Origin of the sequence: Pantoea sp. At-9b (assembly GCF_000175935.2) — a bacterium.
In the GTDB taxonomy this organism is placed as follows: Bacteria; Pseudomonadota; Gammaproteobacteria; order Enterobacterales; family Enterobacteriaceae; genus Pantoea.
Genome location: NC_014837.1, coordinates 742968 through 759051 on the forward strand (window position 1 = coordinate 742968; position 16084 = coordinate 759051).

At 57.9% G+C, this 16084-nt stretch carries 11 protein-coding genes and 1 riboswitch; of the genes, 2 read left to right on the forward strand and 9 right to left on the reverse strand.

Annotated elements, in window-relative coordinates:
- Positions 1 to 19: 19 nt before the first annotated feature.
- Positions 20 to 2926, reverse strand: a complete 2907-nt coding sequence (rapA, locus tag PAT9B_RS03280; RefSeq protein WP_013507832.1) for an RNA polymerase-associated protein RapA — start codon at positions 2924 to 2926, stop codon at positions 20 to 22.
- A 154-nt stretch (positions 2927 to 3080) separates the two neighbouring features.
- On the reverse strand, positions 3081 to 5441 hold the full coding sequence (gene polB, locus PAT9B_RS03285) for a DNA polymerase II (RefSeq protein WP_013507833.1): 2361 nt from the start codon (positions 5439 to 5441) through the stop codon (positions 3081 to 3083).
- Between the two features lie 167 nt (positions 5442 to 5608).
- Here polB and PAT9B_RS03290 point away from each other — a divergent pair, with 167 nt between their 5' ends.
- Positions 5609 to 6373 (forward strand): DedA family protein, encoded by a 765-nt coding sequence (locus tag PAT9B_RS03290; protein ID WP_013507834.1) that lies wholly within the window; start codon positions 5609 to 5611, stop codon positions 6371 to 6373.
- On the opposite strand, the gene thiQ is transcribed toward PAT9B_RS03290, so the two are convergent.
- The 4 genes from thiQ to sgrR all read right to left on the reverse strand — a co-directional run bounded on the left by thiQ (position 6370) and on the right by sgrR (position 11469).
- Entirely contained in the window at positions 6370 to 7071 is a 702-nt protein-coding gene (thiQ, locus tag PAT9B_RS03295; protein ID WP_013507835.1) for a thiamine ABC transporter ATP-binding protein ThiQ, read from the reverse strand. The genes PAT9B_RS03290 and thiQ overlap by 4 nt on opposite strands.
- Complete coding sequence (thiP, locus tag PAT9B_RS03300; protein WP_013507836.1) at positions 7055 to 8665, reverse strand: thiamine/thiamine pyrophosphate ABC transporter permease ThiP; 1611 nt, start codon at positions 8663 to 8665, stop codon at positions 7055 to 7057. Before thiP ends, thiQ begins: the two co-directional genes overlap by 17 nt.
- The gene (gene thiB / locus PAT9B_RS03305; protein WP_013507837.1) at positions 8641 to 9627 is read right to left on the reverse strand and encodes a thiamine ABC transporter substrate binding subunit; all 987 of its coding nucleotides are present in this window, start codon (positions 9625 to 9627) and stop codon (positions 8641 to 8643) included. Before thiB ends, thiP begins: the two co-directional genes overlap by 25 nt.
- Positions 9628 to 9674: 47 nt before the next feature.
- Positions 9675 to 9772: riboswitch (TPP riboswitch) on the reverse strand.
- Positions 9773 to 9807: 35 nt separating this feature from the next.
- Positions 9808 to 11469: an HTH-type transcriptional regulator SgrR gene (sgrR, locus tag PAT9B_RS03310; RefSeq protein WP_013507838.1), complete on the reverse strand. Its 1662-nt coding sequence runs from the start codon at positions 11467 to 11469 to the stop codon at positions 9808 to 9810.
- Between the two features lie 255 nt (positions 11470 to 11724).
- On the opposite strand from sgrR, the gene PAT9B_RS03315 reads away from it, so the two are divergent.
- Positions 11725 to 12903: an MFS transporter gene (locus PAT9B_RS03315; protein ID WP_013507839.1), complete on the forward strand. Its 1179-nt coding sequence runs from the start codon at positions 11725 to 11727 to the stop codon at positions 12901 to 12903.
- Between the two features lie 68 nt (positions 12904 to 12971).
- Here PAT9B_RS03315 and leuD read toward each other — a convergent pair whose 3' ends face one another.
- From leuD to leuB, 3 genes are read right to left on the reverse strand one after another with little or no spacing between them, the layout of a single operon-like run.
- The gene (gene leuD, locus PAT9B_RS03320) at positions 12972 to 13577 is read right to left on the reverse strand and encodes a 3-isopropylmalate dehydratase small subunit (protein ID WP_013507840.1); all 606 of its coding nucleotides are present in this window, start codon (positions 13575 to 13577) and stop codon (positions 12972 to 12974) included.
- Between the two features lie 3 nt (positions 13578 to 13580).
- Positions 13581 to 14987 (reverse strand): 3-isopropylmalate dehydratase large subunit, encoded by a 1407-nt coding sequence (leuC, locus tag PAT9B_RS03325; RefSeq protein WP_013507841.1) that lies wholly within the window; start codon positions 14985 to 14987, stop codon positions 13581 to 13583.
- Positions 14988 to 14991: 4 nt separating this feature from the next.
- Positions 14992 to 16083 carry a 3-isopropylmalate dehydrogenase gene (gene leuB / locus PAT9B_RS03330; protein ID WP_013507842.1) on the reverse strand — a complete coding sequence of 364 codons (1092 nt, stop codon included), beginning with the start codon at positions 16081 to 16083 and terminating at the stop codon, positions 14992 to 14994.
- Between the last annotated feature and the right edge of the window lies 1 nt (position 16084).

Sequence of the window (16084 nt, forward strand, 5' to 3'; positions counted from 1 at the left end):
GCCTTGCGGCCCCGGTCAATTATTGGTGCGTCACCACGATCAGGCGCAGCGCATCAAGACGCCAGCCAGCGTCACCGAGGCTTGCCAGCACCTGGCTACGGTTGCTCTCCAGCGCGTCAACCTCGTCATCACGGATGTTGGGGTTGACGGCACGCAGTGCTTCAAGACGTGATAATTCCGCACTCAGCTTTTCATCCGCTTCGGATTTTGCTGCCGCGATAATCGCCTGCGCTTCCGGCACCACGGCGCTTTCGGCCAGGGTCAGAATCTGATGCACATCCTGCTGGACGGCGTTCACCAGCTTGCTACCGGTGTGACGATTCACCGCGTTCAGCTGACGGTTGAAGCTCTCAAACTCCACTTTTCCGGCCAGATTGTTGCCGCTACGATCCATCAGCAAACGCACCGGCGTCGGCGGCAGGAAACGGGTCAGTTGCAGGTGCTTCGGTGCCTGTGCTTCCACCACGTAGATCATCTCGACCAGCAGCGTGCCAACCGGTAACGCTTTGTTTTTCAACAACGACAGGGCACAGCTACCGGTATCGCCGGAGAGGATCAGATCCAGACCGTTGCGGATCAGCGGGTGCTCCCAGGTAATGAACTGGGTATCTTCACGAGACAGCGCCTGGTTACGGTTGAAGGTCACGGTACAGCCATCTTCCGGCAGGCCAGGGAAATCCGGCACCAGCATATGATCGGACGGTGTCAGCACGATCAGGTTATCGCTGCGGTCTTCCTGGTTGATACCGACGATATCAAACAGGTTGAGAGCAAAATTCACCAGACCGGTATCGTTATCCTGCTCGGCAATGGCTTCGGCCAGCGCTTGGGCGGCTTCACCGCCGTTAGAATTCTGCTCCAGCAGACGGTCGCGTCCCTGTTCCAGTTGGGCTTTCAACTGGTCATGCTGTTTGCGGCACTCCGCAATAAACTCGTCCAGTCCCTGCGGGTTTTCCGGTGCGGCCAGGTACTCAATCAGCTGGCTATAGACGCTGTCGTAAATGGTACGGCCGGTGGGGCAGGTGTGTTCAAACGCGTCCAGACCCTCGTGGTACCAGCGCAACAGCACCGCCTGAGCGGTTTTTTCCAGCCACGGCACCAGAATCTGGATGTCGTGCATTTGACCGATACGATCGAGACGGCCAATACGCTGCTCCAGCAGGTCCGGGTTGAACGGCAGATCAAACATCACCAGGCGGCTGGCGAACTGGAAGTTGCGGCCTTCAGAACCGATTTCTGAGCACAGCAGCACCTGCGCGCCATCTTCTTCTGAGGCGAACCAGGCGGCAGCACGGTCACGTTCGATGATCGACAGACCTTCATGGAACACCGCCGCGCGGATGCCTTCACGTTCGCGCAGTACCTGCTCCAGTTGCAGCGCGGTGGCGGCTTTGGCGCAAATCACCAGCACTTTCTCTTTGCGGTTGCTGGTAAGGTAGCCCATCAGCCATTCAACGCGCGGATCGAAGTTCCACCAGGTGCCGCTATCGCCTTCAAATTCCTGATAAATTTGTTCCGGGTACAGCATGTCACGGGCGCGTTCTTCTGCACTTTTACGCGCACCCATAATGCCGGATACCTTAATCGCCGTCTGGTACTGTGCGGGCAACGGCAGGCGGATCTGATGCAGTTCGCGTTTCGGGAAACCTTTCACGCCGTTACGGGTGTTGCGGAACAGCACGCGGCTGGTGCCGTGGCGATCCATCAACATAGAAATCAGTTCTTTACGTGCATCTTCTTTGCCGTCGCGATCGCTGTTTGCCACCTGCAACAGCGGCTCGATGTCCTGCTCACCGACCAGGTCGTTGATCAGGTTCATTTCATCTGTGGAGATCGCTTTGTCGGCCAGCAGCGTGCTGACCGCATCGGCCACCGGGCGATAGTGCTGCTGCTCGGCAACGAACTGGCTGAAATCGTGGAAGCGGTTTGGATCGAGCAGGCGCAGACGGGCGAAATGGCTCTCCATGCCGAGCTGTTCCGGCGTGGCGGTCAACAGCAGCACGCCAGGCGTCTGTTCCGCCAGTTGCTCAATTACCTGATATTCACGGCTTGGTGCGTCTTCACTCCACGCCAGGTGATGCGCTTCGTCGACCACCAGCAAGTCCCATGCGGCATCGGCCAGCAGTTCCAGACGCTGCTTGTTACGACGGACAAAATCCAGCGAGCAGATAATCAGCTGTTCGGTATCGAACGGATTATCGCTGTCGTGCTGCGCTTCGGTGTAGCGGTCATCGTCAAACAACGCAAAGCGCAGATTGAAGCGACGCAGCATCTCCACCAGCCACTGATGTTGCAGGGTTTCCGGCACCACAATCAACACGCGCTCGGCACGGCCGGCCAGTAACTGTTGCTGGATGATCATCCCGGCTTCGATGGTTTTACCCAAGCCGACTTCGTCGGCCAGCAGCACGCGCGGGGCATGGCGACGGCCAACATCGTGCGCAATGTGGAGCTGATGCGGAATCAGGTTGGTGCGCATGCCGCGTAAACCGCTGGTTGGCAGGTTGTACTGCTCGCTCTGATACTTGCGGGCGCGGAAACGCAACGCAAAGCGGTCCATACGATCCAACTGTCCGGCGAACAGGCGATCCTGCGGTTTGCTGAATACCAGCTTGCTGTCGAGCATCACTTCGCGCATCAGCACATTGGATTCTTCGGTGTCGAGACGCGTACCGATGTAGGTAATTAAATCGTTTTCGTTGCGGACGTCGTCGACGCGCATCTGCCAGCCTTCATGGCTGGTGACGGTATCACCCGGGTTGAAGATCACGCGGGTAACAGGAGAATCATTACGGGCATAGAGGCGGTTTTCGCCGGTTGCCGGGAACATCAGTGTGACCATGCGCGTATCCAGCGCAACTACCGTGCCCAGTCCCAGTTCACTTTCCGTATCACTAATCCAGCGTTGACCCAGTGTAAAAACCATATATTTCCTGCTCGATTCTCTGTCATGTCATGAAGATGTGCACCTGCTCTCAGGCAATACCAGACCGCCAAACGAAAGGGTTTGGGCAGCGTGTGCATGCGGTGAGATTCAGGAAGGGCGCTATGGTACTGGATGGCAGGGCATTCGTCACCTGTCAAAAAAGCCCCAACTGCCCGGTAATCAGTGTAGCAAAATCATCGCCGACGAAAGGTAAAATGCCTTCAGCCACCGGCTGCAACTGCTTCGTCACATAGTGATCATAGTCGAGCGGCGTATGGCGCGCCTCCAGTGGCTCCGGGCCTGCGGTGGCGATGACATAGCGAATCGCGCCGCCGTTCTGGTACTGCAACGGACGTCCCAATTTACGATTCGCCTCATCTGCCAGGCGTGCGGCGCGCACGTGTGGTGGCACGTTGCGTTCATAATCTTTTAGCGGACGGCGCAGGCGCTTTTTATAGACCAGCAGATCATCAAGTTCGCCAGCCAGCAATTGTGCCACGGTGTCGCGGATATAATCCTGCCAGGGTTCGCCACGGAAGATGCGGCCATACAAGGTTTGCTGGAACTGCTGTGCCAGTGGCGTCCAGTCGGTACGCACCGACTCCAGCCCCTTAAACACCAGCCGTTCGCTGCCATCGGTGCGAATCAGACCGGCATAGCGCTTTTTGCTGCCTTGTTCCGCACCGCGAATGGTGGGCATTAAGAAACGGCTGAAATGGTTTTCGTACTCCAGCTCCAGCGCACTGCTCAGGCCATAGGTGTGCTGCAAATGCTCCTGCCACCAGCCGTTGACGTGTTCGGCCAACTGACGACCTATCAGCGCCGCTTGCGCTTCGCTGTGTGCCCCCTTCAACCAGACAAATGTTGAATCGGTGTCGCCGTAAATGACGTCATAGCCTTTGGCTTCAATCAGTTCACGCGTTTGCTGCATGATCGCGTGACCGCGCAGGGTGATGGAGGAGGCGAGGCGAGGATCGAAAAAGCGACAGGCGCTGGTGCCCAGCACGCCGTAAAAGGCGTTCATGATGATTTTCAGCGCCTGCGACAACGGCTGATTATGGTCGAGCTTTGCCCGCTCACGTCCCTGCCAGATCTGCTCGACAATCGCCGGCAGGCAGTGGGTGGTACGGGAAAAACGTGCGCCGCGAAAACCGGGCACCGAATCGGCATCATCAGGGTGCGCCAGCCCCTCCACCAGCCCGACCGGATCGATCAGGAAGGTGCGGATAATCGAGGGATAGAGGCTTTTGTAATCCAGCACCAGCACCGAATCGTACAGGCCGGGGCGGGAATCCATCACGTAACCGCCGGGGCTGGCTTCTGGCGTCACTTCGCCGAGATTGGGGGCAACAAACCCGGCGCGATGCATACGCGGGATGTAGAGATGGCCAAATGCCGCCACCGAACCGCCGTGGCGATCGACCGCCAGCCCGTTCACCGTGGCGCGTTCCAGCAGAAACGGCATGATGGCGGTATGGTGGAAGATGCGTGTCACCAGCTCACAATCTTTCAGGTTATAACGCGCCAGCGCCGGTTTATCGTTGGCAAAACGCCAGTTGATCTCCTCCATGCGTTGCCACGGATTGTCGATGGCTTTGCCTTCGCCCAGCAACGTCTGCGAGACCGCCTCCAGACTGAAGGAGGGAAAATCCCAGAAGGCGGATTTTAACGCTTCGATGCCGTCAATAATCAGGCGACCGGTGGCCTGCGCAAAGAAAACGCCAGGTTTAAAACCGTGCTCGCGCCACTCCAGCGGTTGTTGCTGGCGACCCAGACGCAGAGGCATGCCGTAACGATCGGCATGTTTTTGCAACACGCGCAGGTCGAACTGCACCAGGTTCCAGCCGATAATCACATCGGGTTCATGGTGGGCAAACCAGGCATTAAGCCGCTCCAGCAGTTGCGGGCGGCTATCGACATAAATCAGCTCGAAATCAAGCTGACTGGCATCGCCGTTGGGCGGGCCGAGCATAAACACCTGACGTTGACCGCAACCTTCCAGCCCGATGCAATACAACTCGCCATGTTCGGTGGTTTCGATGTCCAGCGAGACCCAACTGAGTTGTGGACGGTAGTCGGGATGAGGCTTAAGGCGCGTATTCACCACGCTGTCGCCGCGTGTATCGCCACTGAACCACACCGGTGCGGTGATAAAGCGCTCCATCAGATAGCGTTCTGGCGGGCGGATATCCGCTTCGTAGACCGGGATGCCGTTTTCCCGCAGGCGTTTTTCCAGATTCTGTAGCTGGCGGTAGCTGCGGCAATAGAGACCAAACACCGGACGGCGGCGGAAATCGGTTAACTTCAGGGATTGCAGGCGCGTGTGGCGTTCGTCGTGGATCAGCGTCGCAACCTGCGCCTGGAACTCGCTCGGGATAAACGCCACCGACTCTTGCGTGGGCAAAACGACACGTTGGGCACCCTGGTCGGTAGCCAGCCACAGCACCACTTCGCTGCCAGTGGGGGTGTCTCGCCAGTGTCGGGTAAGCAGAAAACCTGCGCGTGGATCGGTCACGGGAACTCCGGGTGTGAAAACCCGCTAAGTATATCATGGATGTTTATACAGTGTCTTTTGTTTGCTTAAATTGTAAGCGCTTTGTCAACATTGGCGTACAAATCTTGCCTTGACGCTGCGGCGCTGGCTCTGGACAATCCAGCCTTCATATTCCGCAGAGGATATTTATGGAAGCCTGGGTACAACATCTTTTTACGCAATCTCTGGAATGGGCGCTGTTTGCTGTCGCGCTGGTGACGTTTCTGGAGTCGCTGGCCTTCGTGGGATTGCTGCTGCCGGGCACGGTGTTGATGGCAAGCCTCGGGGCGCTGGTCGGCAGCGGCCAGATTAGCCTGTATCCCGCCTGGGCTGCGGGGCTGGCGGGCTGTCTGATTGGCGACTGGGTTTCCTATGGCATTGGCTGGAAATTTCAGGGGCCGCTGCATCGCTGGAAATATCTGCAAAAATATCGCGGGCTGCTGGATAAAACGGAGCATGCGTTGCATCAGCACAGCATGTTCACCATTTTGGTGGGGCGCTTTGTCGGCCCGACACGGCCACTGATTCCGCTGGCTGCCGGGATGCTGGAACTGCCGGTGCGTAAATTCCTGCCGCCGAACATTATCGGCTGCATCCTGTGGCCACCGCTGTATCTGATGCCCGGTATCCTCGCTGGTGTGGCGATCGATGTCCCGAAGGCCGCACAAGGCGGCCACTTTACCTGGTTGCTGGCGCTGGTGGCATTGCTGGTGTGGCTGGGGTTCTGGCTGTGCTGGCGCTGGTGGCGCAGCGGCAAAAACGTCGACTGGGCAACGGCGTATCTGCCGACAGCGCGTTTACGCTGGCTGGCACCGCTGGCTGCCGCGCTGGGTGTGGCGGCGTTTATTGCTATCCAGTTCCATCCGATGATGCCGTTGTTCCGCCATCTGCTGTGGAAGGTGTTCTTCGCTTAACGCTGCGCCACGCCGAGGATGGCGGCAGCGGGGGTTCTGCCAGTGAGCAGCTCTTCCGTGCTGCCATCCCAGTAAACCCGCCCATCAACCACCACCAGACTGCGCGCCGCGATTTGCCGCGCATCTTCCAGGCTGTGCGACACCATCAACAGCGTGATATTGCGCGCAGCGCAGACGTTGTGCACCAGTTGCAGCATCTCCTGACGCAGCGCCGGATCGAGCGCGGAAAACGGTTCATCCAGCAATAAGATCGGCTGATTACGCAGCAGGCAGCGCGCCAGCGCGACACGTTGGCGCTGTCCACCGGAGAGCTGACCCGGCAGGCGTTGCAGCATCTCCTGAAGCCCGGTTTGCCCGGCGATCTCAATCACTTGCTGTTTCTGTTCACTGGTGAGTTTTAAGCCCGGATGCAGCCCCAGACCGAGATTCTGCTGCACCGTCAGGTGCGGAAACAGGTTGTTCTCCTGGAACAGCATTGAGACCGGACGCGCCGCAGGGACGCTGGCGGTATGGTCGGTGCCGTTCAACCATAAACTACCGCTGCTGACCGGCAGAAAACCACCAATCAGGCTGAGCAGGGTGCTTTTCCCGGCACCGCTCGGACCAAGGATCGCCAGCCGTTCGCCTGCTTGTGCGCTGAACTGGAAGCGCATCGGCAGATGCTGGTACAGGTAAGTGAGGTTATTCAGTGTCAGCATGACGACCTGGCAATTTTTCCATCAGGGTAAACAGGAGCAGGCACAGTAGCAGCAACAGTAACGCGGTGACCGCGCCATCATCGCCACGATAGGCACCAATTTGCTGGAACAGATAAAAGGGCAGGGTGCGGAAATCCGCGCTGCCAAACAACGCCACCACGCCGAAATCACCAATCGACAATACACAGGCAAAGGCCAGCGCCTGAGCAAGCGGGCGTTTCAGCGCGCGCAGTTCAATCAGGCGCAGACGATTCCATCCCTGCACCCCCAGCGAGGCGCATAACTGATTGTAACGCGCGCTGAGATCGCGCATCGGGTTCTCCAGCACCTTCATCGCATAAGGGATAGCGATCAGCGCGTTAGTGAAGATCACCAGGCCATCTGCCGACTGCGGCAGGCCAACGGTGGCGTTGAACAGCAGGAAAAAGCCGCTGGCCAGCACGATCCCGGGCATTGCCAGAATCAACATGCCGCTCAGCTCCATCGCCTGTGCCGGGATGATGTGATGACGCAGGCGTAGCTCACGACTGCTCCACAGCAGCATCAGGGTAAGCATGACGCACAACACGCCGGCCCCAAGGGCGATACGTAATGAGGTGAAGGTGGCCTGCCACAGGGCCGGTTGTTGTATCGCCCCGGCCACACCACCGCGCAGGCCATCGGTCACGACCGCCAGTAAAGGCGGGATCAACAGCAACAAGGCTACGGCGATCAACACGCTATCGCTGAGGCGCGCGCGCCAGCTATCCTGCGGATCACGCCAGCCACGTATCTGCTGGCTCCCGGCCGGAATGGCTTTGCTGAAGCGCTGGCTCAACAACACCAACAGTAGACAACAACCTAACTGAAGCAGCGCCAGCAGGGCTGCGCGGCCAGGATCGTAGTCAAAACTCAGCGCCTGATAAATTGCCAGCTCCAGCGTGGTGGCCTGCGGGCCACCACCCAGTGCCAGCACGGTGGCGAAACTGGCAAAGCACAACATAAAAATCAGCGCGGCGGTGGGCAAAATTTGTCGCCGCAGCCACGGCCATTCCAGTAAATGGAACAGGTTCCAGCCGCGCAAACCAAGCTGTGCCGCCAACTGACGCTGTTCGCCCGGAATGCTCTCCAGCGCCTGCAACAGCATGCGTGTCGCCAGCGGCAGATTAAAGAACACGTGTGCCAGCAGAATGCCCTGAAGCCCATAGGGTGAGAAGTGATAATCGATGCCCACCATGCTGCATAACTGCGCCAGCCAGCCGCTGCGGCCATAGACGCTCAGCAGGCCAAATACCGCCACCAGCACCGGCAGCACCAGCGTCATGGCGCACAGGCGCAACAGCAGATTGCGACCGGGAAAACGCCGCCGGTACAGGGCGCGTGCCAGCGGGATGGCGGGAATCACCGAGAATAGCGCCGACAACAAGGCCTGCCAGAAGGAGAACGCCAGCACATGATGCAGATAGTCATCGCTGAGCAGGGCGCGCCAGTCGCCGATGGGGGCTGACATCAGCAGCGCGCCAAACGCCAGCAGCGCCACCGCGCATAACAGCAGCGCGGTGAAACTGCCGGGTAGCAGCCAGCCGGGAATTAACGGCTGACGGCGCGTTGCCATGCACTAATCCAGGCGGCGCGATGTTCGGCAACGTCCGCCGGGCTATATTGCAGCGCCGTTTGCGGGATGTGCAGTGTCTGATAACCGGCAGGCAGATCGCTCTTAATCACCGGATACATCCAGTTGCCGGTCGGGATGGTCTGCTGGAAGGCCGGGCTGACCATAAACTGCATAAATTGCTGCGCCAGCTGCGGTTGTTTGCTGCTGGCGAGCTGCGCCGCCACTTCAACCTGCATATAGTGGCCTTCGCTGAACGGGGCCGCCGCGTAATTTTCTTTCTTCTCTTCGATGATGTGATAGGCCGGAGAGGTGGTATAGCTCAGCACCAGGTCGCCTTCGCCTTTCAGGAACAGGCCATAGGCTTCGCTCCAGCCTTTGGTGACGGTGACGGTTTTCTGCGCCAGTTTCTGCCAGGCTTCCGGTGCCTGGTCGCCATAGACCTTTTGCATCCACAGCAGCAGGCCGAGACCTGGGGTACTGGTGCGCGGATCTTCGTAGATCACCCGCCATTTTTCCGGGCTTTCGACCAGTTCTTTCAGGCTTTTCGGTGGGTTTTGCAGTTTGTTTTTGTCATAGACAAAGGCGAAGTAACCATAGTCGAACGGGATAAAGGTGTCATTGTGCCAGCCGTCCGGTAACTGGAGTGCGCGGGTATCCACCTTGCTTTTGGCAAACAGGCCGGTTTTTTCTGCTGCCTGTACCAGGTTGTTATCGAGGCCCAGCACGATATCCGCTTTGCTGTTTTTGCCTTCCATCCGCACGCGATTGAGCAGTGACACGCCATCTTCCAGCGCGACATATTTCAGTTCGCAGCCGCATTGGGCTTCGAAGGCTTTTTGGACGGCAGGGCCGGGGCCCCAATCGGCGGAGAACGAATCGTAGGTGTAGACGGTCAGGACCGGTTTGGCAGCCAGTGCCGGGGCAGCGACCAGTAACAGCACGGGCAGAACTTTTTTAAACACTTTGCGCTCCTTGAGGAGAAGATAAGGTTGAGTCGCAAAGGATCTGAGCAGTGAGGCATCTCAAATCCCTACGCCGGTATTAACCGGATCAGGTTCGACGGGTCTCTCTCAGCCCCTGTAACGCAGGGCACCCCGTTGAGAACGGCTCATTCTAGACATTTCCGGGTCGGGGCGAAAGGTTCACAACTCCGGCGGAGCAAACCAGGCGGATTTAAAGTCAAACCAGCCGAGCGTATTCATGCGCACGCCGCGCATACTGCGCTGTCCTTCCAGCAATAGCCAGTGATGGAACAGCGGATGCAGGTAGTCACTGTCCACCAACTGTTTCCCCCATTCCGCCAGCGGCAGCGTTTTTTCGCGCCAGCGTTCAGCCGCGCTTTGCCAGTCAATCGGGATGCACTGCTGCATCAACGGCAATTCATACAACTGGGCGAACAACGAGTAATCCAGCGGCAGGGTGAAGTTGACGCTTCCGAGCCAGATATCGCTCTCACCCTCGCCATTAAACCAGGTTTCGTAGCTCAGTTCGCGAGTGATCAGCTCGACGCCCTGCGCGGCCAGTAGCGGGCGCAGCGCATTGGCAATCCCCTCATGCTCGACATGGTGGCTGTACCAACTGATGGTCAGTTGTTTCAGGTTCTCGGGTTTACTGACGGCGGTCAGATCGCGGCGATGGTGCCAGCGCGGCAGCAGGCCATACGCCGGGAACCAGTAGCGTTGATAACCCACTCCGGCATTGTTGAGCAGGGCGATGGGGTTGAACAGATAGCTGACCCAACGGCGGAAATGGGCATCACGCCCCTGTTCTGAACGCTGGTCAAACAGCAGAAAATAGCAACCCTCTTCGAGACGACTCTCTTCCGATTTTTCATCGGCGGTTTCGCCCTGCAATTTTACCCCGGCATACACCAGTTCATCGCTGATTTCCGGCAGCACCCAAATTGAGACATCGTCAATCAGCGCGCGGTAGCCGAAGTAGTCATCAAAGGCGGCGATCTTGAGCTGACTTTGCTGATTGCGCACCACGCTGTAGGGGCCGGTGCCAATCGGTTGTCGGGCGAAGTCGCGCAGGGTTTGCCATTCGCGCGGCAGGATCATCGCGCTGACGCTACCGAGTAGCCACGGCAGCCAGTTATCGGGTTGCGTCAGTTGGATATCCAGCGTCCAGGGCGCAGGGGAGTGCAGTTTTGCGAGATGCGAAAACAGCGGCTGGCTGCGCAGGCGTTCCAGTGAGCTGATGACATCCTCCATCTCCAGCTCGCGCCCATGGTGAAAGCGAATCGCCGGACGCAGGAAGAAACGCCAGTGCAGCGGCGATGTCTGTTGCCAATGGTGAGCGATATCGGGTTCGATTTCCCCCTTTTCCTCATTTACCCGGGTCAGGCCACTGAAGATTTGCCGCGCCAGATGGGTTTCAGATCGGCGCAGTGGGGAGCCAGGCAGCAGGTTGGGGAGCGGGCGATAGTAAAGGACGCGCAGGATATGCTTACCCTGACGAAAGCTGCGGCCGAGGTGGGCTGCAATCATTTGTCGCACCTGATTTTTGTCGCCCACCAGTTGCACCAGTTGTTCGATGCGATCCTGTTCCAGTAAATCTTCCGCACGTTGCTGCTGCAAGGCCAGGCCGGTGTAGCAAAAACTCAGCGTCGAGCGTTTACCACGCCCGGCTTCGGCCTGCCAGATTAGCCAGCCTGCATCCTGCATGGCATTCAACAGGTTACGCATATGACGGCGTGAGCAATGCAGCAATTCCGCCAGATCGCTCAGGGTGGTTTCCTGATCCTGACCCTGGCAGCTTTGCCACAGGCGGATAAATTGCTGTTGTAACCGTGAAGAGGACATAAAAGGGGAACTCCTTCTCTTAATCGCTCAGTTTTTCCTGCCCCATATTAGAGGCATAGTAGACTGCAATGGAAGAGCGGGAGGCATTCAGTCATGAATGGCGCTCTGCCAGCGGTTCCGCCGACGTGGAACCTTTTCTGAGTAGGGTGCAATTTCACCGCCAGCAGTGTGTTCTCTGCTGGCTTTTTTCGTCTTGCTGTGGAATCTTCTACCCTCATTTTTTTCCCCCGATTAAATCCGCAAAGGGATTTCTGCATGAAATCGCTGTTATCGCGTAAGCCGTTCCTCAACCCGGTTTATCTGGCTTTTATGGCCGTCTCCTTTATGGTTGGCGTGGCCGGTGCTTTACAGGCTCCGACGCTGAGCCTGTTTCTGACGCGTGAGGTGCAGGTGCGACCGTTCTGGGTCGGACTGTTTTTTACCGTCAATGCAATTGCCGGCATCGTTATCAGCCTGCTGGTGGCAAAGCGATCTGACAGCCAGGGTGACCGGCGCAAGCTGATTATGTTTTGTTGCCTGATGGCGGTGGGCAACTCGCTGCTGTTTGCCTTCTCCCGCCATTATCTGACCTTGATTACATTGGGTGTGCTGCTGTCAGCGCTGGCCAGCGTGGCGGTACCGCAGATTTTTGCCCTGGCGCGGGAATATGCCGATCGTTCGGCGCGCGAAGTGGTGATGTTCAGTTCGGTGATGCGCGCCCAGCTATCACTGGCATGGGTGATTGGTCCACCCTTATCGTTCGCGCTGGCGTTGAACTACGGCTTTGTGACGCTGTTTTGCGTGGCGGCGGTAATCTTCTTGTTAAGCCTGCTGCTGATCTGGCGCACCCTGCCGTCGGTGCCGCGCGTGGTGGTGTCGCCGGAGCAGGTACTGACGCAACTCAGTCCGTGGAAAGACAGCCAGGTGCGCCTGCTGTTTATTGCATCCGTCATTATGTGGACCTGTAACGTGATGTATCTTATTGATATGCCTTTGTATATCAGTTCCACCCTCGGTTTGCCGGAAAAGCTGGCAGGCTTGTTGATGGGCACGGCGGCGGGTCTGGAGATCCCGCTGATGTTGCTGGCCGGACATTATGCGCGTCGCTTTGGCAAACGTCGGCTGGTGCAGGTGGCGCTGGTCGCGGCGGTAGTGTTCTATCTCGGGCTGGGGCTGTTCCAGTCACGTACCGCGCTGATGGTGTTGCAACTGTTTAACGCCGCATTCATCGGTATTGTCGCCGGGATTGGGATGCTGTGGTTCCAGGATCTGATGCCGGGACGCGCAGGTGCGGCCACCACCATGTTCACCACCTCGATCTCCACCGGAATGATTGTCGCAGGCTTGATTCAGGGGGTCCTGAGTGAGCATTTTGGCCATGTGTCGGTGTATTGGCTGGCGTTCGGGCTGGCGGTGCTGGCGCTGGTACTGGCTTCGCGCGTGCGGGATGTGTAACTGCGCGCAATAAATTGCGCCGCTACGGGCCAGATCGTCCCCGTAGCGGCGCGATTAATCGCGCGGTTTTAACGTAAAAACGCGGGCTGGTTGGTCTCGTAGCTGGCGATGGACGCTTCGTGTTGCAGCGTCAGGCCAATGCTATCGAGACCATTGATCATGCAATGGCGGCGGAAGCTGTCGATTTCGAAGCTGTAAGTTTTGTCACCGGCAGTCACCGTCTGCGCTTCCAGATCAACGGTAAAGCTGATACCCGGATGGCTTGCCACCAGTTTAAACATCTCATCGACTTCTTCATCGCTCAACTTCACCGGCAGCAGCTGGTTGTTAAAGCTGTTGCCATAGAAGATATCCGCAAAGCTTGGTGCAATCACCACCTGGAAACCGAAATCGGTCAGGGCCCAGGGCGCGTGCTCACGTGAGGAGCCGCAGCCGAAGTTTTCCCGCGCCAGCAAAATGCTGGTGCCTTTATATTCCGGCTTGTTCAGCACGAAGCTGGCGGTCGGCACGGTGCCAGCGTCATCATCAAAACGCCAGTCATGGAACAGGTGAGCACCAAAACCGGTGCGGGTCACTTTTTGCAGGAACTGCTTCGGAATGATGGCATCGGTATCAACATTCGCGGCATCTAACGGGGCAACAATCCCGCTGTGCTGGGTAAATTTCTTCGCCATGGCTTAAGCTCCCTGAGTCAGTTCACGAATATCGGCAAAACGGCCAGTGACCGCTGCGGCTGCGGCCATCGCCGGGCTGACCAGGTGGGTACGTCCACCACGGCCCTGACGACCTTCGAAGTTACGGTTACTGGTGGAGGCACAACGTTCGCCCGGGTTCAGACGGTCATTGTTCATCGCCAGACACATTGAGCAACCCGGCAGACGCCACTCAAAACCGGCATCGAGGAAAATCTTATCCAGACCTTCCGCTTCCGCCTGCGCTTTCACCGGACCTGAACCCGGCACCACCATCGCCACCACACCCGGCGCGACATGGCGGCCTTTGGCGATAGCGGCGGCGGCGCGCAGATCTTCGATACGCGAGTTGGTGCAAGAGCCGATAAACACTTTATCGATCGCGACGTCGGTCAGTTTGATACCCGGTTGCAGATCCATATAGGCCAGCGCTTTCTCGGCAGAGGCACGCTCAACCGGATCGGCGAAGGAGGCCGGGTTCGGAATCGCCTGATCCACCGCCATCACCTGGCCTGGGTTGGTGCCCCAGGTTACCTGCGGCGCGATATCTGCGGCATTCAACGTCACCACGGTATCGAATTTCGCGTCGCTGTCGGATTTCAGGGTACGCCAGTAGGCGACGGCCTGTTCCCACTGCTCGCCCTTCGGTGCAAACTGTTTGTCTTGCAGATAGTTGAACGTGGTGTCATCCGGCGCGACCAGGCCCGCTTTGGCACCCATTTCAATCGCCATGTTACACAGCGTCATGCGGCCTTCCATGCTCAGCGCTTCAATCGCCGGGCCACAGAATTCAACGACATGACCGGTGCCGCCGGCGCTGCCGGTTTTACCGATAATCGCCAGCACGATGTCTTTTGCGGTAATGCCCGCAGCCGCTTCGCCCAGTACTTCAATCTTCATGGTTTTGGCACGGCCCTGCTTCAGGGTCTGAGTGGCAAAAACATGCTCAACCTCAGACGTACCGATACCAAACGCCAGTGAACCGAAAGCACCATGGGTAGCGGTGTGGGAGTCGCCACACACGATGGTCATGCCCGGCAGGGTCATGCCCTGCTCAGGGCCGATCACGTGGACGATGCCCTGGAACGGGTGGTTCAGGTCATACAGCTGGACACCGAACTCCGCACAGTTCTTGATCAGTTCCTGCATCTGAATGCGCGCCATTTCACCCGACGCATTGATGTCTTTGGTCTGGGTAGAAACGTTATGGTCCATGGTGGCGAACGTCTTCGACGGCTGGCGAACTTTGCGGCCGTGAGCGCGCAGGCCATCGAAGGCCTGCGGTGACGTCACTTCATGGATCAAATGGCGATCGATATACAGTAATGGGGTTTCGTTCGGTGCTTCGTGGACGACATGTGCATCAAATAACTTCTGGTATAAGCTTTTCATTTTTTTATTTTTCCTCGGCGATGAAACGGGCAATGATGCTGCCCATTTCATCAGTGCTCACGGACTGACCGTCACCGGCCAAATCACGGGTGCGATGACCCGCTTCCAGCGCACGGTTGATCGCGCGCTCAATGCTGTCGGCAGCCTCAGCGGCATTCAGGCTGTAGCGTAGCAGCAAGGACAATGAGAGGATCTGGGCCACCGGGTTGGCAATATTCTGACCGGCGATATCCGGTGCGGAGCCGCCCGCAGGCTCGTACAGGCCGAAACCTTCTTCGTTCAGACTGGCTGAGGGCAACATACCCATGGAGCCGGTAATCATCGCGCATTCATCAGACAGAATGTCGCCAAACAGGTTAGAACACAGCAGCACATCAAACTGTGACGGGTCTTTAATCAGCTGCATGGTGGCGTTGTCGATGTACATATGGCTCAGTTGCACATCCGGGTAATCTTTCGCCACTTCGTTCACGATCTCGCGCCACATCACGGAGGTCTGCAACACGTTGGCTTTATCAATAGAGGTCACTTTGTTGCGACGCTTGCGCGCAGATTCGAACGCGATACGGGCAATACGTTCGATCTCAAAACGGTGATACACCTCGGTGTCGAACGCACGTTCGTGCGGGCCACTGCCTTCGCGGCCTTTCGGCTGACCGAAGTAGATACCGCCAGTCAGTTCACGCACGCACAGGATATCGAAGCCACGTGCAGCGATGTCGCTACGCAGCGGGCAGAAGGCTTCCAGACCTTTGTACAGCGCTGCCGGACGCAGGTTGCTGAACAGTTTAAAGTGCTTACGCAGCGGCAGGAGCGCACCGCGCTCTGGCTGTTGTGCCGGAGGCAAGTTTTCCCACTTCGGGCCGCCCACTGAACCAAACAGAATGGCGTCGGCCTGCTCGGCACCGGCAACGGTGGCCGGAGGCAGTGGTTCGCCGTGACGATCGATGGCGATACCGCCAACATCATATTCGCTGGTGGTGATACGCATGTCGAAACGCGCGCGAATCGCGTCCAGAACTTTCATGGCCTGCGCCATCACTTCCGGGCCGATTCCGTCGCCCGGCATTACCGCGATATGAAAAGACTTAGTCATA

Excerpts from the sequence above, each read along its gene's own strand:
- PAT9B_RS03315 (WP_013507839.1), top strand. The coding sequence starts at position 11,725 with ATGAAATCGCTGTTATCGCGTAAGCCGTTCCTCAACCCGGTTTATCTG.
- leuB (WP_013507842.1), bottom strand. The coding sequence starts at position 16,083 with ATGACTAAGTCTTTTCATATCGCGGTAATGCCGGGCGACGGAATCGGC.
- thiQ (WP_013507835.1), bottom strand. The coding sequence starts at position 7,071 with ATGCTGACACTGAATAACCTCACTTACCTGTACCAGCATCTGCCGATG.
- thiP (WP_013507836.1), bottom strand. The coding sequence starts at position 8,665 with ATGGCAACGCGCCGTCAGCCGTTAATTCCCGGCTGGCTGCTACCCGGC.
- rapA (WP_013507832.1), bottom strand. The coding sequence starts at position 2,926 with ATGGTTTTTACACTGGGTCAACGCTGGATTAGTGATACGGAAAGTGAA.
- leuC (WP_013507841.1), bottom strand. The coding sequence starts at position 14,987 with ATGAAAAGCTTATACCAGAAGTTATTTGATGCACATGTCGTCCACGAA.
- sgrR (WP_013507838.1), bottom strand. The coding sequence starts at position 11,469 with ATGTCCTCTTCACGGTTACAACAGCAATTTATCCGCCTGTGGCAAAGC.
- leuD (WP_013507840.1), bottom strand. The coding sequence starts at position 13,577 with ATGGCGAAGAAATTTACCCAGCACAGCGGGATTGTTGCCCCGTTAGAT.
- PAT9B_RS03290 (WP_013507834.1), top strand. The coding sequence starts at position 5,609 with ATGGAAGCCTGGGTACAACATCTTTTTACGCAATCTCTGGAATGGGCG.